This window comes from Nocardia sp. NPDC058244 (genome assembly GCF_042882065.1).
Classification (GTDB): Bacteria; Actinomycetota; Actinomycetes; order Mycobacteriales; family Mycobacteriaceae; genus Nocardia.
Genome location: NZ_JBHVWX010000004.1, coordinates 404916 through 425690 on the forward strand (window position 1 = coordinate 404916; position 20775 = coordinate 425690).

The window sequence follows — 20775 nt, forward strand, 5'->3', positions numbered from 1 at the left end:
TGCGCGGGTCGCGTCGACCGTGGTCGGGGACCTGGGGGTCGGCACTGCTGGGCGGAGGCGCCCGGACCGGAGGTGGACGTCATGTCGACCGGGGTGTTCAGCGTAGATCTGTTACGGCGCTCGATCCGAGCGCAGGTCATCGGGCCCACCGACGCGGGCTACGACGAGGCCCGGGCGGTGTGGAACGGCTCCATCGATCGCCGTCCGCTCGCGGTGGTGCGGCCCGCCGACACCGCCGAGGTGGCCGAGGCGGTCGCCGCGATCCGGGCGGGCGGCGCCGATCTCACGGTGCGCGGCGGTGGCCACAACTATGCCGGGCACGCCGTCGCCGACGGCGCGGTGATGCTCGATCTGAGCAAGCTCGACAGCGTGCTGGTCGACCCGGTGCGGATGCGCGCCCGCTGCGGTGGCGGCGCGACCTGGGCCGAGCTCGACGGCACCGCCAACCGGCACGGCCTCGCGGTGACCGGCGGTTTCATCAGCGACACCGGCATCGGCGGGCTCACCCTCGGCGGCGGCTTCGGCTGGCTGACCCCGCTGTTCGGGATGTCCTGCGACAATCTGGTCGCCGCGGAGGTGGTGACCGCCGACGGGCACGTCGTCGCGGCCTCGCTGCAGGAGAATCCGGACCTGTTCTGGGCGCTGCGCGGGGGCGGCGGCAATTTCGGGATCACCACGAGTTTCGAGTTCGCGCTGCACGAGTTCGGCCCGCTGGTGCAGGTCGCGCTGCTGTGGTGGCCGCCGTCGGAGGCGGTCGGGCCGCTGGTCGAGGGCAATGCCGTGCTGATGGACCTGCCCGCCCGGCACTGCGGCACGATCAACGCGATCAGCGGTCCACCGGCCCCGTTCGTGCCCGAACGCTGGCAGGGCGAACCCGGCTTCGTGGTCGGTATCGCGGGCGACGGTTCGCCCGACGACCTGGCCGCCGCGGTCGCCCCGCTCCGCGCGCTGACCCCGACCCCTGCCTGGGAACTGGTCGCCGAGATGCCCTACGCGGCCCTGCAGCAGCTGTTCGACGACATCGCCCCGTGGGGCACCTTCGCCTACGAGAAGTCGCTCTACCTGGACCGGATCGACGCGGCCGTGGCCGAGGTGATGGTCGAGCAGTATCCCCGCAAGAACTCGCCGCTGTCGGTGATGCCGTCGATGCCGCTGTGCGGCCGGTTCTGCGACGTGCCCGAGGGCAACACCGCCTTCGGCGGCTCGCGTGACCCCGGCCTGCTGGTGAACATCTCCGCGTCCTGCCCCGATCCGGCCGTCTTCGCCGCGGAGCGGGAGTGGGTCAGGGAGTTCTGGGGCGAGTTGCGCCCGTTCGCCCGCGGTGACGGCGGCTACGTGAACTTCCTGACCGACCCGGGCCAGGAGCAGGTCGCGACCAGCTACGGCGCCAAGTACCACCGACTGCGCTCGGTCAAGACCGCGTGGGATCCGGCCAACGTGTTCCGGCACAACGCCAACATCACCCCCGTGGTGCCCTGAGCCGGGCGACGTTGTCGAGGCGTTCGCTGGCGCGTACGGCGTGGTCCTCGCGTGTCGTGCGCGCGCAGGTTAGCCGGTACCGGCGGTCCGTTCGGCGAATCGCCGAATCCGGGGGCACGAATTTTCCCGGTCGCGCCGCGGCCGCCGGCGAACTGTGCATGACGCAGTGTCACAGGTAGAACCATTTTTACTGGTGAGTAGCTTTTCTCGGCGGCATTCCGACGCGCCGAACACGCGAAATCGGGAGGTGCGGGGAGTTGACGTGACTCCTCGTAGGTGTAACTATTGGAAACAGTAAACGTCCCTTGAGGAGAGGCAGTGACGACGATGTCTGCGCCCACCACCCCTGACGTCGATCCCGTAGTCGCGGAGGCTCAGGCGTACGCCGAGAAGTTGCTGATGCTGTCGGAGGCGTCGGTCGACCGGCACTTCGACCCGTTCGAGGACATCGACTGGGACAACCCGGAGTTCGACCCGAACCACAAGCCCGAGCGCTGGGTTCTGGTCACCTCGGCCGACCCGATCGGCCGTCACCCCTGGTACCAGGCGCTGCCGCTGGATCAGAAGATCGAGATCGGCAAGGTCCGCCAGGCCAATGTCGCCAAGGTCGGCCTGCAGTTCGAGGCCATCCTGATCATCGGCATGATGCAGCACATCTTCAACCTGAAGAACAACGACCCGGAGTTCCGGTACTGCTCGCACGAGATGATCGAAGAGCACAACCACACTCTGATGTTCCAGGAGATGGTGAACCGCGTCGCCGACGTGCCGGGCATGAACCCGCTCGTGCGTCAGCTGCGCCACCTGGCCGCTCCGGTCGGCGCGCTGATGCCGAACCTGTTCTTCATGGCCGTGCTGGCCGGCGAAGAGCCGATCGACCACATCCAGAAGGACATCCTGCGCTCGGGTGACGACATCCACCCGATCATGCGCGGCGTGATGGCGATCCACGTGGCCGAGGAAGCTCGCCACATCTCCTTCGCCCACGAGTTCCTGAAGAAGAACGTGCCCGCGCAGCGGCCGTTCAACAAGTTCGTGCTGTCGATCGCGATGCCCACGATCATGTTCATCCTCGGCCGGGCCATCGCGACCCCGCCGAAGACCTTCTTCAAGCAGTTCGACATGCCCGCCGACGTCCGCAAGGAGCTGTTCTACGGCGCCAAGGAGTCCAAGCAGGTCTTCGCCGACTACTTCATCGACGTGCGTGCGCTCGCCGACGAGGTCGGTCTGATGAACCCGATCGCCAAGAAGGTGTGGAAGCTGTTCGGAATCGACGGCCCGTCCAGCCGTTACCGCTCGGAGCCCAAGCGCTCCGCCAAGCACGCGGCCTGAGACGATAGCAATATGCCATACGTCGTTACCCAGTCATGCTGTAGTGACGCCTCGTGCGTCTACGCATGCCCGGTGAACTGCATTCATCCGACCCCGGATGAGCCGGACTTCCTCTCCGCGGAGATGCTCTACGTCGATCCGGCGGCATGCGTGGACTGTGGCGCCTGCGCCACCGCGTGCCCCGTCGACGCCATCACCTCCTCGAAGAAGCTGACCGAAGAGCAGAAGCCCTTCATCGAGATCAACGCCGACTTCTACCGCGTGCAGCGGGACCGGCCGACGTTGGCTCGCCCGGTGATGCCGCCCACGATCGACACCCAGCGTTCGCCGCTGCGCGTCGCCATCGTGGGGTCGGGCCCGTCGGCGATGTACGCCGCCGACGAGCTGCTGACCCAGCCCGGCGTCGCGGTCACGATGTTCGACCGGCTGCCGCAGGCCTACGGTCTGGCCCGGCTCGGCGTCGCGCCCGATCACAAGCGCACCAGGCAGGTCGCCGAGCTGTTCGACGTGATGTCGAAGCAGGAGGACTTCGGTACCTACCTCGACGTCGAGATCGGCACCCATGTCAGCCATGCCGAGCTGCTCGAGCACTTCCACGGCGTGATCTACGCGGTGGGCGCGTCCTCGGATCGCAAGCTGGGCATTCCGGGTGAGGGCCTGCCGGGCAACGTGTCGGCCACCGACTTCGTCGCCTGGTACAACGGTCACCCCGACCACGCCGAGGACCGGTTCGACCTGAACCAGAAGCGCGTCGTGATCGTCGGCAACGGCAACGTCGCCCTCGACGTGGCCCGCATCCTGACTGTCGACCCGGCCACCCTGGCCGACACCGACATCGCGCCCTACGCGCTGAAGGCGTTGCGCGAGAGCAAGATCGAAGAGGTCGTGATCCTGGGCCGGCGTGGCCCGGCGGAGTCGGCCTTCACGGTGCCCGAGTTCGTCGGCCTGCTGGCCGCCGACATCGACATCGCGATCGATGGCGAGCTGCCCGAGGTCACGCCCGAGCTGCCGTACAAGGTCGAGCAGAAGCTGCGGCTGCTGCACAGCGTCGCGCGGCGTCCGTTCGGTGAGCGCAAGCGCATCGTGTTCCGCTACCTGTCCTCGCCGGTGGAGATCCTCGGCACCGACACGGTGACCGGAGTGCGGGTCGAGCGCAACGAGCTGGTCACCGACGCCGACGGCCGCACCAGTGCGGTGGCGACCGGGGACACGGATCTGCTGGAAGCGGGTGTCGTGCTCACCTCGGTCGGCTACCGAGGGGTGCCGACCAAGGATCTGCCGTTCGACGACGCCCGTGGCGTCATCCCGAACGACCAGGGCCGGGTGCTGAGCGCGCCCGGGGGCGAGGTCGTCACCGGGACGTATGTGACCGGCTGGATCAAGCGTGGTCCGACCGGCTTCATCGGCACCAACAAGTCCTGCGCGCAGGAGACGGTGCAGCAGCTGGCCGCCGACTTCAACGCGGGCAAGCTGCGCGCGCCCGCTCGCGACGCGCGGGAGTTCGACCGGCTGGTGCGCGCCCGCCGACCCCAGGCGCGCGCCGGTGGCGCGGCGGTTCCCCACGGGGGCCCGATCAAGCGCCTGCTGGCCCGCGGCTGACGCGACCGGCGCAGACACGAAGGCCCGCCCCGGCGTCCGGGGCGGGCCTTCCGCGTGTCACCGCGCGGTGAAACCGCCGTCCACCGCGACCGCGGCCCCGGTGACGAAGGACGCCTCCCCGCTGAGCAGGAAGGCGCACAGCGCCGCGATCTCCTCGGGCCTGGCGATCCGCCCGATCGGGTGCAGTGCCGCGATCGCCGCCTCGCCCTCGGGCGTCGCGCCCATCGAGGAGCGGAAGGCGGGGGTGTCGACCGCGCCGGAGACCAGCGCGTTGACCCGCACGCCGGCCGCCGCGCTCTCCAGTGCCACCGACCTGGTCAGCCCGACGACGCCGTGCTTGGCCGCCACGTACGGCGCCACCGAGGCCATGCCGACCACGCCGAGGTTGGAGGCGTTGTTCAGGATCGCGCCGCCGCCGGAGGCGGTGATCGCGGGCACCTGGTGCCGGAGCCCGTGGAACACCCCGGTGAGGTTCAGGTCGAGTTCGGCGCGCCAGGCCGCGTCGTCGATCTCGGCGACGCCGCCGAACGCGGTGACCGCGCCCGCGTTGTTGAACGCCGCGTCGAGCCTGCCGTACTCGGTGAGCGCCGCCTGGGTGAGCCGCTCGACATCGGCGTCGACGGTGACGTCGGTGGGGACGAACCGCGCGCGCCCGCCCGTCGCCCTGATCCGCGCGGCGACCTCCTCGCCCTGATCTTTGCCCCGCGAGCCGAGGACGACCGCCGCGCCCTCGGCCGCGACCCGCAGCGCGACCGCCCTGCCGATGCCGGAACCGGCGCCGGTGATGAGGACGACCTGGTCGGCGAAACGAGTGGACATCTGTATTCCCTTCTCTCCCTCACATTTTCGGAGCACAGCTCGGTGTCTCTCCGCACCTCGAGTCAACCGTGGTCCTGAGGTCGATGCTGGCGGGTATCGGCCGCTGCGTTGACGCTTCATAGTGTTTGGCGGGTACTTCGGTATGCGGCACCTGAATTCGGCGAATTCGGTACTGCGGAAGGCAGCAAAAGAATTGAGTACCGGTCGGTAAGTGAGTTAAAAGGGCTCGAAAACAGACCTCAGGAATGTATTCAACGGCCGCACAACTCGATTACTCACAGGTAGCTGTATCTCGGAGTCTGTCAGTAGCTTTGGCAACGTTCAGGGGACTGGACGGTCGTCCGTATACCTGCCAACCAGCGAGAATCCACAAACAAGGGCCAAAGGTCACGTGTTTCGTATCAATCAGGCAGCAATTCGGCTTTGGGCCGGTTAATCTGTGCGAGCTGTTTGGAAGACGACCGCGGCCACATGGTGCGCTCGCGTGCTGGACGTGGTCACGGTGCGTTGACGGGATAGCAAATACATGACCAGAGGTCTGGGCTTAAGCATCGGTACGGTCAATGCGATTTCGGCGATGGTGGCCGACGATCCGACCAAGCCGACGGTGCGCACACGGCGCACCGCACTCACCTTCGATGAAGCGGGCCGGGCCCGCATCGGAGCCATCAACGAATTCGCTTCGGCGATCACGGATTTCGCGGACCTGAGCCGCGAGCCGGAGCCGATGGTGATCGGCGGCCGCTTCTACTCGGCGACCAACCTGATCGCCGCGGTGGTCACCGGCCTGATCGAGCTGGCGGAGCCGGCCGCCGGTGCCGTACTGACTTATCCGGCAGTGTATTCCGACAAACAGGTCGCGCTGCTCGGTCAGGCGCTGCACCTGGCGGGCGCCGGTCAGGTGCTGCTCGCGCCGGAACCGGTCGCCGCGGCCGAATGGCTGGAAGCCGACCAGGGCCCGCTCGCGCCGGGCTTCGTCCTCGTCTACGACCTGGGCGCCAACAGTCTCGACCTGACCGTGCTGCGCGTCGGCCCGGACTGGCCGCACCATCCGATGGTCGGAACTCCGGTGCGCTCCACCGACTTCGGCGGCAAGCCGCTGGGGGAGATGGTCGCCCGCTACGCGGGGTCGGGCAAGGTGGGCCGCGCGACGCCGACCCTCACCTCGATGGTGAACACCGACGCGCTGCGGGCCGAACACATCCGCGACACCTTCCCCCTGGTCAGCAAGAGTGTGGCCGCGGCGGGCCTGCGGTTGGCCGACCTCTCGCGCATCCTGATCGTCGGTGGCGCCTCGCGGCCGCCGGAGGTCGCGCGCACGCTGGCCGAACTCGGCGTCCCGCTGGTCACCGTCGCCGATCCCGGTCAGGTGGTCGCCGCGGGCGCCGCCGCGCTGGCGGCCCGGACCTTCGCGCCGGTGCAGCAGGGCGGTCCCTCGGCGCCGCACGTCGCCGTGTTCTCCAGCGCCGCTGTCGTTTCCGCGCTCGCCATGTCGGCTATGACGGTGTTCGGCAGCCCGTTCGATCCGGGCCTCACCCCGGTGCTCGACCGGTTCCCGGCCCTGGGCGCCCCCGCCGACGCGCTGCTCTACGACATGAGCGCCGACCTCGTCGCCGCGCAGAGCACCGGACTGCTCGGTGCCGTCGACCCGCTGACCGGCCGGGTCCGCGTCGCGGGCGCCGTCATCGCGCAGAGCGCCTACGAGATGATCGTCGCCCCCGCCACGGCGGGCCGCGGCAAGGTCGCCGACGGTGCCGAGCGCGGCGGCACCGCGAACCAGGGCGCGCGCGACGACTGTCGCCCACCGACTCTCGCCCTCTCGACCTACGGCGACCCGGCCCGCTTCATCAACCCGCTGCCCTTCCACCTGGGCACGCCCACCCAACCCACGGACCTGCCGACCGGCCCGGGTTCGCCCGGCCTCCCCTCCGGCGGACCCATCACGTCCCCCGGCTCGGGCATCCCCTCGGTTCCCACCCCGGGCACACCGACCGCGCCCGGCGAGACCGCACCCGGCACCAGCCCCTCCGCCCCCGGCGGCGGGACGACCACACCGTCCACCGACACCGGAACCTCGGCACCGACCGGCGGAACCGGCACGGGCACAGCACCTTCGAGCGGCACGACCGGCGGAACCGAAACCCCCGCCGGTACGGGCGGCACGACCGGCGGAACCACCACGGATGGCGGTTCGACCTCCGGCGGCACGACCGGCGGTAGCGCCCCCAGCGGCGGCACGACCGGTGGTACAGGCACTTCCGGCGGCGCCGGTAGCGGGGCCGAGGGCGGTGCGTCCGGTGGCGGCGCCTCGGGCGGTGGCGCGTCGGGTGGCGGCGCCTCCGGCGGAAGCGATTCGGGCGGTGGTGCCTCCGGCGGTGGTGCGTCCGGTGGTGGCGCTTCTGGCGGCGGTGATTCGGGCGGCGGTGCCACCGGCGGCGGTGGCACTTCCGGCGGTGGTGCGTCGGGTGGCGGTGCGTCGGGTGGCGGCGCGTCCAGCGGTGGCGCGTCGGGTGGCGGTGCGTCGGGCGGTGGCGCGTCCAGCGGTGGCGCTTCCGGCGGAAGTGATTCAGGTGGTAGCACTTCCGGTGGTGGCGCGTCGGGTGGCGGTGCATCCAGCGGCGGGTCCGGCGCATCCTCCGGTGGTGGCGCATCCTCCGGCGGATCCGCCTCCAGCGGAGCCTCATCGGGCGGTGCCTCGAGCGGTGGCACTTCCGGCGGCGGTGCGTCCGGCGGCGCCTCATCCGGCGGGTCCAAAAGCGGCGGCATGAGCGGCGGAGCCACCGGCGGCGGTGGTGGCGGCGGCGGTGGCGGTGGTGGCGGTGGTTCGCGACGCTGACCGGCGCTGGCATGGCCACACTGCGTCGATCTGACGGAGCGGGGTGGCGGCCTCGCGCCCAGGCTGCTTGAAGTCCGTTCGTACCGAACAGCTTCGACGGGACGGCTGGGTCGTAGCGGCGATCGCGGCGTGATCGACTGTCCCCGCTCCCCATTCGATCCGGCAATTCGACGAGCGGCCGCCGCCCACTGCATCTCCGCCGACCTCGGTTCGGGTGCGTCCGGCGCGGCGTCTCAGCCGACCTCGGACCAGGTGCGGTAGGCCGGAGCTGTGCGGGTGAGCGGACCCGCCATCGACAGGGCTGGAACGGCTACGCGGGGATCCGCGTTCGATCTGCGCGGCGGGATCGGTTGCGGGTGTGGGTGATCGTGGCTGGTAGGGGGTGCCGGATTTTCGGGTGGGTGTCGGTGGGGACGGGCACAATGGGCAGATGGCATTACTCGGGGGAGCGCCGAAACTGATCGCGCTCGATGTGGACGGGACCCTGTTGGCGACGGGGTTCGAAGTGAGCGCGCGGGTCGTGGCGGCGGTGGGGGCCGCGGTGGCGGCGGGCGCGCACGTGGTGGTGACCACCGGGCGCACCCTGCTGACGACACGGCCGGTGCTGAAGGAATTGGGCCTCATCGAGGGACACGCGTTGTGCTCCAACGGCGCGGTGCACATCGATGTGGCGCGGGGCGAGCCGGTCGCGGTGCAGTCGTTCGACCCGGCACCCGCCATCCACGCCCTGCGAGCGCTGTTTCCGGACATGATCTTCGCGGCCGAGCGGGTGGGGGAGGGCACCTGGGCGACGGGGCACGGGCCCGGCGAGTTCTCCATCGGCGAGTTCCTGCTCGTCGACCATCAGATGCTGGGCAGCGCGCCGACACCGCGGCTCAACGGCTGGTGGCCCGGTGGCACCGTGGAGGAGATGCTGCAGTTGCTCGTCTCACTGGAGGTGCCCGACGCCTCCTGGGTGCACGGTGAATTCGGCCCGTGGGTCACGGTCTCGCGCCGCGGTGTCTCCAAAGGCTGGGCGTTGGAACGGCTCCGGCTCGCGCTCGGCATCGAGCCGGAGGCCACCCTGGCGATCGGTGACGGCTTCAACGATCGCGAGATGCTGCGCTGGGCCGCCCATTCCGTCGCGATGGCGGGCTCGCCGGACTCGATCCTCGCCCTGGCCGACGAGGTGACCGGCGACGTCACCGAGGACGGTGTCGCCACCGTCCTCGAGCGCTGGTTCGCCGCCTGACCGGCTAGGCCGACGCCGCCGCGTCCCGCTCGGCGGTCATCGCGACGAAGTGCGGGTTGCTCATGATCCCGAGGACATTGCCGAACGGGTCGAGCACCGCCGCGGTCGCGAATCCCGCGCCCTCGCCGCGCTCGGTGATCGGCTCGTACTCGGTGGCACCGAGGGCGAGCAGCCGGGCGAAGGTCGCGGCGAGATCGTCGACATGCCAGAACACGACACCGCCACCACCGGGCGCGTTGCGGGCGCCCGCGGGAGCGTAGGCGCGGTTGATGATGCCGAGCTCGGCCTGCATCGGCCCGACCCGGAACTCGTAGTAGCCGCCCGGCACCTCGTAATACGGTGCCAGGCCGAGGAACTCGGTGTACCAGTCCTTGGCGGCGGTGAGGTCGTCGGCGTAGTAGGTGGTGGTCGCCATTCCCTGCAGCATGTCTGCTCCCGATGTCGTCGTTGTGGTGAGAACGACTCTGCCAGTCAAAGTGCTCACCGAATGAGCACTTTGTTCGGCAGAATCAGGAACTATGCGAGCGGACAGATTGGTGGCCACCCTGCTGTTGATGCAGGCGCGCGGCCGGGTGACGGCCGCCGAGGTCGCCACCGAATTGGAGGTCTCGGTGGCGACCGCCCGCCGCGACCTGGAGGCGTTGTCGGCGGCGGGCATCCCGGTGTATCCGCAGGCGGGCCGGGGTGGCGGCTGGTCGCTGATCGGTGGCGCGCGCACCGATCTGTCCGGGCTGACCGCGGGCGAGACCAGGGCGCTGTTCCTGCTCGCCGGACCGGCCGCGCAGGCCGCGCCGGAGGTGAAGTCCGCCCTGCGCAAGCTGGTGCGGGCCCTGCCACAGACCTTCCGGGCGGACGCGGCCGCGGCGGCCGACGCGGTCGTCGTCGACCCCGCCCGCTGGGGCCGACCGGACCCGGAACCACCCGCGGCGCTGTCCCTGTTGCAGCAGGCGGTGGTCGATCGCCGTCAGGTCCGCATCGAGTACTCGCGGGCCGGAGAACGCACGGTCCGCGTCGTGCATCCGTGGGGACTGGTGGAGAAGGAGACGGTCTGGTACCTCGTCGCGGGGACCGAGCATGGTCGCCGGACGTTCCGGCTGGACCGGGTCGGCACGGTCACGGTCCTGGCCGAAACCGCCGATCGCCCTGCGGATTTCGATCTCGCCGCGGAGTGGGCGCGGATCGTCACCCGGATGGAGGAACGGCGGGCCGCCGTCGCCGCGATGGTGCTGGTGTCGGCGGCGCTCGCACCGATCCTGGCCGATCAGCAGGGCCGCAACTGCACCCTGCTCGGACCCACCGAGGACGGCCGAGTCGAGGCCAGGATCACCGCCGACACCGCGAAGATGGTCGCCCGGCAATTGGCGGGCTGGGGCGCCGATGTCGAGGTGCTCGGACCGCCGGAAGTCCGTGCCGAACTCGTGGCCCTCGGCACCGAATTGGTCCGCGGCAACAGCTGACCGCGCTGTGGTGCCGACGGGCTACCGCCGACACCACAGCGCACTAGCTGTCGAGGCGCGCGGCCAGCGCGCGGATCACCTCGGTCGCCACGACCGCGTGCCCGCTGGTCGTGAAGTGGATGAGATCGGCACTCATCAGGCCCGGCCGTGTCCGCACCGGGTGATCCCAGAACTCGGTGAGCACCGCGTCGTGGTCGGCCGCCACCGCGCGGATCACCTCGTTCATCTCGGCCATGCGCGGACGCATGGGCCGCATCGGCGCCATCCGCTCGATCTCCCACACGTCGGCGACCGTGAACACCGACAACCGCGCTCCCGTCGCGGCCAGTTCGGCGAACATCGCCGAGAGGTTGTCCCGCAGCCGGTTCGGGTCGCCGCCCGCTTCGAACAGATCGTTGCCGCCGCAGCTGATGTGCACGAGATCCGGCGCGAAATCCAGGATCTCGGGCAGCTGATACTGCCTGACCTGGGTGCTGGTCGCGCCGATCCGGCCGGTGTTGCGGTACACCAGCGCGGGATTCACCGACGACAGCACGGCGGCGACCCGGTCGGCCCACCCGCCCGGCGCGTAGCCGGGGCTCGGGTCGCCGGTGCCCGCGGCGATCGAGTCGCCCAGCACCGCGAAGCGCTGCCATGGTGCGTCGCGCAGCAGCGCGCTCGCCTCGTCGGGGTGCAGCAGCAGCGGATCGTCGGCCTCGGTGTACTGCTCGGACAACGGTGTGGTGGACGACATCTCGGAGCTCCTAGCGGTCGGCACGGGCATGGGACGGGACGACGAGCAGCAGCGCGACCGCGAGACCGATCACCGCGCCGACGGCGAACACCGTGTGGAAGGCGCGCACCGCGTCGCCGGGAATCGCGGTGAAGACGGCGGCGAGCACCGCCACCCCGAGCGCGCCACCCACCTGCCGGGCGGTCACGTTCATGCCGATCCCGGCCGCGAACTGCTGCGGGGGAACCGAACTCGCGGCCGCGGTGCCGAGCACGGTGACCACGATGCCGATCCCGCCGCCGCCGAGCAGCCCGGCGGGCACCCACGCCGACCACAGCGCGGGGTCGGGGCCGAACGCATCGGTGCTCATCCAGGCCAGCGAGGCGGCGTACATCAGCGCGCCGATCACCCCGGCCCAGCGCTGCCCCTGCGGCGAGGTGATCCGGCCGACGATCACCGAGGTCACCATCGACGCCGCCGCGCCGACGGTCAGCGCCGCGGCCGATTCGAGCACCGAGTAGCCCCAGAGCGCGTCCAGGAACATCGGTCCGGCGAGCAGCCAGGCGAACATGGTCGCGCCGAACAGCAGCGAGCCGGCGTTGGCGAGCGCGAATTGCCGGTTCCGCCACAGTGCCACGGCCACGGCCGGATCGGGGTGCCGCGCCGAGCGCACCAGCGCGAACGCCACCAGTACCGTGCCGCCGATCAGCGCGGCGAGCGTACCCGGCGCGGTCCAGCCCCAGGTCTGTCCCTCGGTGATGGCGGCGACGACGGCGCCGAGGCCGATCGCGACGGCGAGGATGCCCAGCGGATCGGGCAGGGCGGCATCGCGGCGGGTGTCGTCGGTGCTCGGCAGCCGCAGGCCGGGCACGATCAGCGCGAGCGCGATCGGCACGTTGACGAGGAAGACCGCGCGCCAGCCCAGGCTCTCGACGAGCGCGCCGCCGATGGCCGGGCCGACCACCGCGGCGAAGCCGCCCGCGGCCGTCCAGACGGCGATGGCGGAGCCGATCTTCTCCCTGGGTGTGGCGGCCAGCACCAGCGCCAGCGCGGCGGGCACCATGAACGCCGCCGTCATGCCCTGCAACACGCGTCCGGCGATGAGCCAGCCCGCGGTCGGCGCGAGTCCGCACAGCAGCGAGGTGATGGCGAATCCGGCCAGTGCCAGGGCGAACATCCGGCGCCGCCCGAGCACGTCGGCCAGCCGGCCCGCCGGCGTCAGCAGGGCGGCGAAGGCGATCGCGTAGCCGCTGACGATCCAGGTCAGCGTGCTGGTCGCGGTGCCGGGGTAGGAGGTGGAAATGGTCGGGAACGCGATATTGACCACGGACAGATCGAGGAAGGCGATGAACGCGGCACCCGCCGACACGGCCAGGGTGCGGCCCGCGGCGCCGGTGTCGGGTGGCGTGCTGGTCGGCGAATCTTCGGGCCGAGCGGAAACGTCGGTCATGGGAAGTTCCTTCACGGAGGAGAAATAAGAACGTACGATCGTTCGTAGATAAAAGTACGACCGATCGTTCACTCATGCAAGAGGCGGTGGAACAATGGAGTTCATGACCCAGCTGACCGAGTCCGGCGACCAACGACTGGCCAAGGGCGCCCGCGCCAGGGCCACGATCGCGCGGCGCGCCGCCGAACTCGCCTCCATCGAAGGGCTGGACGGCATCAGCATCGGCATGCTCGCCACCGATCTGGGGATCAGCAAGAGCGGCATCGCCACGCTGTTCGGCACCAAGGAGGCGCTGCAGCTGGCCGCCGTGGCGACCGCCCGTGAAGTGTTCATCGAACGGGTGATCGCGCCGAGCCTGAGGGAGCCCCGCGGCGCGGGCCGGATCAGGACGCTGATCGACCGCTGGTTCGCGCACATCGAGGATCCGCCTTTCCCCGGTGGCTGTTTTCGCGTCGCCACGCTGACCGAGTACAGCAGCAAGGAGGGGCCGGTCCGCGACGCCGTGGTGGCCGACCACGACGAATGGCTGGCGCTGCTGGCCGTCGAGATCCGCAAGGCGCAGGAGCTCGGTGATTTCGCCGGCGCCGACCCCGAACAGCTGGTGTTCGAGCTCGACGCGGTGGTGAGCGCCGCCAATATCGCGCGCCAGATCGGGGATTCGGCGCGGGTCGACGCCGCGCGCGCCATCGCCACGCGTCTGCTCGCGTCCTGACCGGCCCCGGAAACGCCGATGGCGTCGTTCCCCGGTGCGGGGAACGACGCCATCGATCGGCGACTCAGTGGTGGTGTGCGTGTCCGGCGTGCTCGGCGTGCCGCGGCGCCGTGACGCCAGCGGTGAGCGTGAACGCGGCGGTGCGGACCACATCGCCGTGCCGGAAATCGAGGAACAGGCGGTAGGTGCCCGGGCCGGGAACGGCGGTGTGGAAGGTGATCTCGGGCCCGGCCGGGGTGACGCCGTCGCCCGGCTCGCCGTTCGGATGCACGTGCACGTAGGCGAGATCGCCCGCGCGCAGGATCACGAGGTGGCCGAAGGCGGCCAGGTAAGGCTGCAGATCCGTCACCGGCGCACCGTCTTTGCGGACGGTCAGCGTGAGCAGATCGCCCTCGGCGCGCAGCTCGCCGCCGACGGTGACCTCGTACCCGTCGACCGTCGCGGTGCGCCCGACCGCCGGAACCGGTTGCGGCGCATAGTGGCCCGCGATCGCGAGGTCGGCGCCGAGGGTGATCGTGCGGCCGAGGGCGCGCGGTGCGATATCGGTGAAGACGCGGTAGGCGCCCGCCTCGGGCAGGTCGAGGCGGATCACCCAGGTGCCGTCGGCCTCGCGCACCGGATGGACGTGCCAGAACCCGGTCAGCTCCCGGCGCGCGACGATCAGATGCAGTTCGCGGTCGTGGATGGGGTCGAACTCGGTGACCGCCGTCCCGTCCGGGCCGAGGATCCGGAACCGGAAATCGATGGCGCCGGGCGCGGCGATCGTGGTGTCGAGGTCGAGGGTGTACCCGTCCTGGGTGACCAGCAGGCCGCCCGGCGCGCCCGCGGCGTGGCCCGCGTGGGCGTCGCCGTGGTCGGCGGCCGCGTGCTTGCCGTGTCCCTGGTGTGCCGCGTGCGCGGTGTCGGCGTGTCCGGCGTGGGTGTGGTGTCCGGCGTGGGCGTTGGTGGTCATCGTGATCGCCTCTTTCTGATCGCTGTGCGTTGCTACGAACATATACCCCCTAGGGGTATACGGTGAAGAGGGGTGACCTGTGAACTAGGTCACGCAAGACGGGGTCTCGGGTCAGTGCTGGGCGTTCCAGAAGCCGATGGCGATGGCGCCCCACCAGCAGATCTGGGAGATCGCGCCGGAGGCGGCACCCCAGAGCAGCAATCGCGGCGGGAGCGGTGCGGTCGTCCGTTCGGCCAGTCGCTTGCTCAGTACCGTCGCCTGCAATCCGTTGACGGTGAGAATCGCGGTCAGCACCATCTTGGTCTGGGTCAGCGGCGAGCCGAGATTCGGCTCGAGCACGGTGCCGCTGACGACAAGCGTCGCGAGACCGAGCCAGATCGGCACGTGCATCCGGGAGACGCCTGCCATCGCCTCGGCCAGGGTGCTGCGCCCGGTCAGCCACAGCGCGGTCAGGTAGTCGGCGATGAGTACCCCGCCGAATCCGAGGGTCAGCCCCGCCAGGTGGACGAACAGTCCGGCGGTGTGCAGGGCGGGGTCCGGGTGCACATGGGTGGCCACCCACAGGACGCCGCCGAGCAGTACCGTCGATCCGAGTGCCGCGGCGGCGATGAGCCACCAGGAATCGAGCAGGCCGATCGGCCGCTCGGGTTCCGGGGCGGGCCAGCGGCCGCCGCGAGGCGTCGGGGCCGGGGTATGGAGCGTGCCCCAGACCGTCGGCGCCGCCGCCGCTTCAGGTCGAATGACCAGCAAGTTCTCCACCATCGAGGCCTCCACCCGGTGTTCCAGCAAAAGATTAGGAGAGGCTAAACTATTTCTTCGGGTCGGGTAAAGACGTTCCCGGCCGCAGTCGGCCGAGAGAGATGGGTGAGCGATGGCGGTCGGCTGGGGAGTGTCCATCGGTGCGCGCAATACGGTCTGCGCGGTGATGGGCGGCGGTGACGATGCGGTGGTCCGGCGTGACCGGACCGGCTCCCGCGCGGATCGGATTCTCGGGTTCGCCGACCTGACCATCGCCGGTGGGATGTCGCTCGAACCCCCGGCCGAGGAACTGGTCGTCCGAGTGCTCGGGGACGCGATGGCCGCGCACGGCGCGGTCGCCGAGCACACCGTGCTGACCGTCCCCGCCGTCTACGACGAGCGGCACCTCGCCGCGCTCCGGCGTGCGCTCGGACGGGCGCGGCTGGGTGAGGTCGCGCTGGTGGCCGAGCCGATCGCGGCCGCCGCCGTGCTCGATCGGCCGGACGAGACCGTCACCGCCGCACCGGTTCCGGCGACGCTGCTGGTGTACGACCTGGGCGCGACCTCGCTCGATCTCACGGTGGTCGTGCGTGATCGGCGGGGGCATCGGATCGCCGGTCGGCCCGCCCGGTCCTATGCGTTCGGTGGCCGCTCGACCGCCGCGGCGCTGGCGGTCACCGCGCACGATCTGGCGGAGGCGGAGGAACCCGCCGCTCCGGATCCGGGGCACGCGCTCGTGGTTCGCGATCGGCTCGTCCGGGATTCAGTGCCCCTCGTGCACGAATGTCTGCGTACCGCAGGGCTGTCCGCCGGGCGCCTCGACGCGGTGCTCCTCGTCGGCGGTGCGGCATCCCCGGTCGACGTGGCGCACGCGCTGGCCGATGCCCTGCGCTGTCCGGTCCTGCGCGAGCCGGTGCCGGGCGAGTCCATCGCCCGGGGCGCGGCGCTGCTCGGCGCCCGGCGCTCGGCCGCGGGCACCGTGCTGGTTCCGGTCCGCCGGCCGATCTCGCGCGGTGCGCTCGTCGCCGCCGCGATCGCGGTGCCCCTGCTGTTCTCGGCCGCGCTGGGGCTGCTGCGCGCCGACGACGGGCGTGGCGGTGCGCTGGTGGCGGCACCCGGCCGGGCGCTGCCCGCGGTGCCCGGCGAGCACGTCGGCGCGGCACCGGTTTCCGGGCCGGAACACGCGCTGCTGGTCGTCCCGGCGAGCCGCTGGACTCCGCGTGGAGCCGAGAACGCGGACCGGTCGCCATCGGACCCCTCGGTGGCTGATCTCGACGAGCGGGCGCCCGATCGCGCGGTCGTGGATTCGTCGGCGGGATCCACGCGAGCGGAGTCCACCGGATTCGTCGAGAGCTCGGCGAGCGTCCCCGTGACCTACCCGCCGACGACACCGGACTCGGCTACGCCGGCGCACGGCGTCCCGTCCGACCAGGTGCCGTGGACGCTGACGGTCGAGATCCCGGCGCAGACCCCACTCGAAATGCACGGTATCCCCGCCGATCTCGGTCAAGGGGTACCGATCGATGCCCCCTCGATTACGGCTCCACACGGAGTGCCGGTGGAAACCGGTGCGGCCGCGCCGGACTCGGTCGTTCCCGATATCGCGTCGGTACCGGACTCCGGGGTATCGCACCCCTGAGGCGGATCGCTCAGGCGGTCAGTTCCCACTCCGCGCCGACGGCCACGTCGTAGCGATCCCACACGACGGCGGCGAGCAGCGGGTGCGCGCCCAGCGCCGGGACATGGACGAATTCCGGTGCGGCGGTGCGCAACCGGTCGGTGAGCAGGCCGGGCGCGAGGAACCACGGCGCGACGACGAGGCGTTCGGCGCCGCGGGCGCGCAGCCGCTCGGCCGCCTCCCGAACAGTGGGTTCGCTGGTCGCGAAGCATATCTCGGTGCGCAGTCCGGTGCGCCGAGCCACCTCGACGGCGACCTCGGCGGTGCGCTCGTTGGCGCCGGCGCGCGAGGAACCGACCGCGGCGACGGCGATCCCGATCCGGCCCGCACCGGTGCGGACGGCCTCGGCGATCCGGTCACACAGAGCGGTGATCAGGCGTGGGTCGGGACCGAGGACGTCGGCCTGATCCAGCTGGAGCAGCGGATGTCTGCGCCGTGCCGCGTCGAGCAGGCCGGGCAGATCGACGCGGGCGTGGAACGCGCTGCCGAGCAGCATCGGCACCACGATCGCGCGGGTGTGGCCCTGTGCGGCGACCGCGTCGACGACCTGGTCGACCGAGGGCGCGTTGAGATCGAGAAAGGCGAGCCGGACGGTCAGGTCCGGTCGCTGCGCGGCGACCAGATCGCGCACGGCGGCCGCGTTCGCCGCCGAACGCGGGTCACGGCTGCCGTGAGCGACCAGGATCAGCGCGGGCTCACCCCCGCCGCGCGGCGCCACGGCGGCACCACGCAGCGGGGCGAGCACCGACGTCATCAGACCGCGGTACCGACCTCGACCGAGGTCAGCACATCGCCGACCAGGCCGGCGGCCAGGGTGTTGCCACCGGCGGGGTCGATCAGCAGGAACGACCCGGTGTGCCGGTTGGTGCGGTAGTCGTCGGCCGGGATCGGCTCGGCCAGGCGCAGCGACACCCGGCCGATGTCGTTGAGCTCCAGCGTCTCCGGACTCGGCTCGGCGGTCAGAGTCTGCTCGTCGAACCGCTCCACGAGCGCGCCGACGATCGCCTGGGTGGTCTTGGCGCCGTGCTTGAGCAGCAGCCGGGCGCCGGGACGCAGCGACTTGTCGCCAAGCCAGCACACGGTCGCGTCGAAGGTGTCGATCGCTTCCGGCGCGTCGGCCACCGAGGCGATGATGTCGCCGCGCGAGATGTCGACCTCGTCGGCCAGGATCAGCGTCACGCTGCGGCCCACCTGAGCGACGGCGAGTTCGCCGTCGGGGGTGTCGATGCGCTCGACGGTGGTGCGCTTGCCCGAGGGCAGCACCACGATCTCGTCACCGGGGGAGACCGAACCGGCCGCGATCTGGCCCGCGTAGCCGCGGTAATCGGGGTACTCGGCGGTGCGCGGCCGGATCACGTACTGCACCGGGAACCGCAGGCCGAGGGCGTGCGTGCCGGTCGAATCCGCGTCCACCGGCACCGATTCCAGGTGCTCGATCAGCGAGGGGCCGTCGTAGTACGGGGTGTTGTCCGACCGGCTGGCGATGTTGTCGCCGTGCAGCGCAGAGACCGGGATCTCGAGGACGTCCTCGTCGGCCCAGCCCAGCTTCGCGGTCAGCGAGTTGAACTCCGCGGAGATCGCGGCGAACACCTCGGCCGGATTGTCGACCAGGTCGATCTTGTTCACGGCCAGCACCAGCTTCGGCACGCCGAGCAGCGCCAGCACCGCGGCGTGGCGGCGGGTCTGCTCGATGACGCCCTTGCGCGCGTCGACCAGCAGGATCACCAGCTGCGCGGTGGACGCGCCGGACACCGTGTTGCGGGTGTACTGCACGTGACCGGGGGTGTCGGCGAGCACGAAAGACCGCTTGGGCGTGGCGAAGTAGCGGTACGCCACGTCGATGGTGATGCCCTGCTCGCGCTCGGCACGCAGCCCGTCGACCAGCAGCGACAGGTCCGGGGTGGACAGACCCTTGTCGACCGAGGCGCGGGTGACGGCGTCGATCTGATCGGCCAGCACGGACTTCGTGTCGTAGAGCAGGCGTCCGACCAGGGTGGACTTACCGTCGTCGACAGAACCGGCGGTGGCCAGCCTCAATAGGTCGGACATCAGAAATAACCCTCTCGCTTGCGGTCTTCCATGGCGGCTTCCGACACACGGTCGTCGCCGCGAGTAGCACCACGTTCGGTCAGTCGGGACGCGGCGACCTCGGCCAGGATGGCCTCGTTGTCGGCGGCGTCGGAGATGATGGCGCCGGTGGTGGAACCGTCGCCGACGGTGCGGTAGCGCACCGAGCGGGTCTCCAGCACCTCGTTCTCGGCCGGGCCACCCCAGACGCCGGGGGTCATCCACATGCCGTCGCGCTGGTACACCGGGCGCTCGTGGGCGTAGTAGATGCTGGCCAGGTCGATGTCCTCGCGGGCGATGTAGCGCCAGATGTCGAGCTCGGTCCAGTTGCTCAGCGGGAACACCCGCACGTGCTCACCCGGCGCGTGCTTGCCGTTGTAGAGGTTCCACAGCTCGGGGCGCTGGCGCTTCGGGTCCCACTGGCCGAAGGCGTTGCGCAGCGAGAAGATCCGCTCCTTGGCGCGCGAGCGCTCCTCGTCGCGACGGCCGCCGCCGAAGACCGCGTCGAAGCGGTGCTCGGTGATGGCGTCGAGCAGCGGGACGGTCTGCAGCGGGTTGCGGATGCCGTCGGGGCGCTCGGTGAGCCGGCCGTCGGCCAGGTACTCCTCGACCGACGCGACGTGCAGGCGCAGGCCGTACTTGTCCACCACCTTGTCACGGAATTCGAGCACCTCGTCCAGGTTGTGCCCGGTGTCGACGTGCAGCAGCGCGAACGGCAGCGGCGCGGGCCAGAAGGCCTTGAGCGCCAGGTGCAGCAGCACGGTCGAGTCCTTGCCGCCGGAGAACAGGATCACCGGCCGCTCGAATTCGCCCGCGACCTCACGGAAGATGTGGATCGCCTCGGATTCCAGCGCCGCGAGGGTGTCGAACTCGGTCAGGCCGAGGTCGCGTTCGGTGGTGTTGGTACTCACAGGCTCACTCCCGGTGGTGGTGATGGTCATGACTGGTGCAATCCGCATTCGGTCTTGGCGAGGCCGGCCCAGCGGCCGCTGCGCGGATCGGACCCCGGCTCGGGCTTGCGCGTGCACGGCGCGCAGCCGATGGACGGATAACCCTCCTCCACCAGGGGATTGACGAGGATGCCGTTGGCCTCGATGTAGGCCTGCATCTCGTCGTCGGACCACGGCGCGATCGGGTTGATCTTCACCAGTCCGAAGGCTTCGTCGAACGAGATCAGCGGCGCGTTGGCGCGGGTGGGCGCCTCGACGCGGCGGATGCCGGTGACCCAGGCGTTGTAGCCGGCCAGGGACTTCTTCAGCGGAACGACCTTGCGCAACCGGCAGCATTCCGCGGCGTCGCGGGCGAACAGATCCTTGCCGAGCAGCTGATCCTGTTCGGCGACACTGTGTTCGGGGCGCACGTTGACCACGTTCACCCCGTAGACGGCCTCGACCGCGTCGCGGGTGCCGATGGTCTCGGCGAAGTGGTAGCCGGTGTCGAGGAACAGCACGTCGACGCCGGGCCGGGTCTGCGCGGCCAGGTGCACCAGCACGCCGTCCTGCATGTTCGAGGCGACGATGTAGCCACCGCCGGCGACCGCTTGCGGGTCACTCGAACGGGTCGGCCCGAACGTGCGGTCGGTCCAGGCGATCAGGTCGGCGGCCGAGGCCTCGGTGCCGAGCTCGGCCGCGCCTTGCTCGGCGATGGCCCGCAGCTCGTCCTCGGACAGCTTCGCGGCGAGATTCGTTGTCACAGTTGAGATCCCCTCATCCA

At 70.7% G+C, this 20775-nt stretch carries 18 protein-coding genes; 8 read left to right on the forward strand and 10 right to left on the reverse strand.

Annotated features, from left to right (window positions below):
- Positions 1–81: 81 nt before the first annotated feature.
- The 3 genes from ACFVW6_RS14990 to ACFVW6_RS15000 all read left to right on the forward strand — a co-directional run bounded on the left by ACFVW6_RS14990 (position 82) and on the right by ACFVW6_RS15000 (position 4410).
- Positions 82–1479: an FAD-binding oxidoreductase gene (locus ACFVW6_RS14990; RefSeq protein WP_378827524.1), complete on the forward strand. Its 1398-nt coding sequence runs from the start codon at positions 82–84 to the stop codon at positions 1477–1479.
- Between the two features lie 318 nt (positions 1480–1797).
- The gene (locus tag ACFVW6_RS14995) at positions 1798–2811 is read left to right on the forward strand and encodes a diiron oxygenase (protein WP_378827522.1); all 1014 of its coding nucleotides are present in this window, start codon (positions 1798–1800) and stop codon (positions 2809–2811) included.
- A gap of 12 nt (positions 2812–2823) precedes the next feature.
- Positions 2824–4410 carry an FAD-dependent oxidoreductase gene (locus tag ACFVW6_RS15000; protein ID WP_378827520.1) on the forward strand — a complete coding sequence of 529 codons (1587 nt, stop codon included), beginning with the start codon at positions 2824–2826 and terminating at the stop codon, positions 4408–4410.
- 57 nt (positions 4411–4467) lie between these two features.
- Here the strand turns inward: ACFVW6_RS15000 and ACFVW6_RS15005 are convergent, their stop codons facing one another.
- Positions 4468–5229 carry an SDR family oxidoreductase gene (locus ACFVW6_RS15005; RefSeq protein ID WP_378827518.1) on the reverse strand — a complete coding sequence of 254 codons (762 nt, stop codon included), beginning with the start codon at positions 5227–5229 and terminating at the stop codon, positions 4468–4470.
- A 577-nt stretch (positions 5230–5806) separates the two neighbouring features.
- Here ACFVW6_RS15005 and ACFVW6_RS15010 point away from each other — a divergent pair.
- Together ACFVW6_RS15010 and ACFVW6_RS15015 are read left to right on the forward strand one after the other, a co-directional pair.
- Positions 5807–8065 carry an Hsp70 family protein gene (locus ACFVW6_RS15010; RefSeq protein ID WP_378827515.1) on the forward strand — a complete coding sequence of 753 codons (2259 nt, stop codon included), beginning with the start codon at positions 5807–5809 and terminating at the stop codon, positions 8063–8065.
- 430 nt (positions 8066–8495) lie between these two features.
- Positions 8496–9296, forward strand: a complete 801-nt coding sequence (locus ACFVW6_RS15015; protein ID WP_378827513.1) for an HAD family hydrolase — start codon at positions 8496–8498, stop codon at positions 9294–9296.
- A gap of 4 nt (positions 9297–9300) precedes the next feature.
- Here ACFVW6_RS15015 and ACFVW6_RS15020 read toward each other — a convergent pair whose 3' ends face one another.
- Positions 9301–9723: a VOC family protein gene (locus ACFVW6_RS15020; protein WP_357347988.1), complete on the reverse strand. Its 423-nt coding sequence runs from the start codon at positions 9721–9723 to the stop codon at positions 9301–9303.
- A 91-nt stretch (positions 9724–9814) separates the two neighbouring features.
- On the opposite strand from ACFVW6_RS15020, the gene ACFVW6_RS15025 reads away from it, so the two are divergent.
- Positions 9815–10753, forward strand: coding sequence for a helix-turn-helix transcriptional regulator (locus tag ACFVW6_RS15025; protein WP_378827511.1), 939 nt, complete (start codon positions 9815–9817; stop codon positions 10751–10753).
- Between the two features lie 43 nt (positions 10754–10796).
- On the opposite strand, the gene ACFVW6_RS15030 is transcribed toward ACFVW6_RS15025, so the two are convergent.
- Both ACFVW6_RS15030 and ACFVW6_RS15035 read right to left on the reverse strand, forming a co-directional pair.
- Positions 10797–11486: an SGNH/GDSL hydrolase family protein gene (locus ACFVW6_RS15030; protein WP_378827508.1), complete on the reverse strand. Its 690-nt coding sequence runs from the start codon at positions 11484–11486 to the stop codon at positions 10797–10799.
- 10 nt (positions 11487–11496) lie between these two features.
- Complete coding sequence (locus ACFVW6_RS15035; RefSeq protein ID WP_378827506.1) at positions 11497–12915, reverse strand: MFS transporter; 1419 nt, start codon at positions 12913–12915, stop codon at positions 11497–11499.
- A gap of 103 nt (positions 12916–13018) precedes the next feature.
- Here ACFVW6_RS15035 and ACFVW6_RS15040 point away from each other — a divergent pair, with 103 nt between their 5' ends.
- Positions 13019–13627: a TetR/AcrR family transcriptional regulator gene (locus tag ACFVW6_RS15040; RefSeq protein ID WP_378827504.1), complete on the forward strand. Its 609-nt coding sequence runs from the start codon at positions 13019–13021 to the stop codon at positions 13625–13627.
- 64 nt (positions 13628–13691) lie between these two features.
- Here ACFVW6_RS15040 and ACFVW6_RS15045 read toward each other — a convergent pair whose 3' ends face one another.
- Together ACFVW6_RS15045 and ACFVW6_RS15050 are read right to left on the reverse strand one after the other, a co-directional pair.
- Positions 13692–14579, reverse strand: a complete 888-nt coding sequence (locus tag ACFVW6_RS15045) for a hypothetical protein (RefSeq protein WP_378827502.1) — start codon at positions 14577–14579, stop codon at positions 13692–13694.
- A gap of 111 nt (positions 14580–14690) precedes the next feature.
- Positions 14691–15341, reverse strand: coding sequence for a hypothetical protein (locus tag ACFVW6_RS15050; protein ID WP_378827500.1), 651 nt, complete (start codon positions 15339–15341; stop codon positions 14691–14693).
- A 109-nt stretch (positions 15342–15450) separates the two neighbouring features.
- Here ACFVW6_RS15050 and ACFVW6_RS15055 point away from each other — a divergent pair, with 109 nt between their 5' ends.
- Positions 15451–16956, forward strand: a complete 1506-nt coding sequence (locus tag ACFVW6_RS15055) for a hypothetical protein (RefSeq protein ID WP_378827498.1) — start codon at positions 15451–15453, stop codon at positions 16954–16956.
- 10 nt (positions 16957–16966) lie between these two features.
- Here the strand turns inward: ACFVW6_RS15055 and ACFVW6_RS15060 are convergent, their stop codons facing one another.
- The 4 genes from ACFVW6_RS15060 to ACFVW6_RS15075 are packed head-to-tail and all read right to left on the reverse strand — an operon-like array spanning position 16967 to position 20755.
- The gene (locus ACFVW6_RS15060) at positions 16967–17749 is read right to left on the reverse strand and encodes a sirohydrochlorin chelatase (RefSeq protein WP_378827495.1); all 783 of its coding nucleotides are present in this window, start codon (positions 17747–17749) and stop codon (positions 16967–16969) included.
- Entirely contained in the window at positions 17749–19044 is a 1296-nt protein-coding gene (locus tag ACFVW6_RS15065) for a sulfate adenylyltransferase subunit 1 (protein ID WP_378827493.1), read from the reverse strand. The genes ACFVW6_RS15060 and ACFVW6_RS15065 overlap by 1 nt, the downstream gene beginning before the upstream one ends.
- Complete coding sequence (gene cysD, locus ACFVW6_RS15070) at positions 19044–20003, reverse strand: sulfate adenylyltransferase subunit CysD (RefSeq protein WP_357347970.1); 960 nt, start codon at positions 20001–20003, stop codon at positions 19044–19046. Before cysD ends, ACFVW6_RS15065 begins: the two co-directional genes overlap by 1 nt.
- Complete coding sequence (locus tag ACFVW6_RS15075) at positions 20000–20755, reverse strand: phosphoadenylyl-sulfate reductase (protein WP_355278696.1); 756 nt, start codon at positions 20753–20755, stop codon at positions 20000–20002. The genes cysD and ACFVW6_RS15075 overlap by 4 nt, the downstream gene beginning before the upstream one ends.
- Positions 20756–20775: the final 20 nt, after the last annotated feature.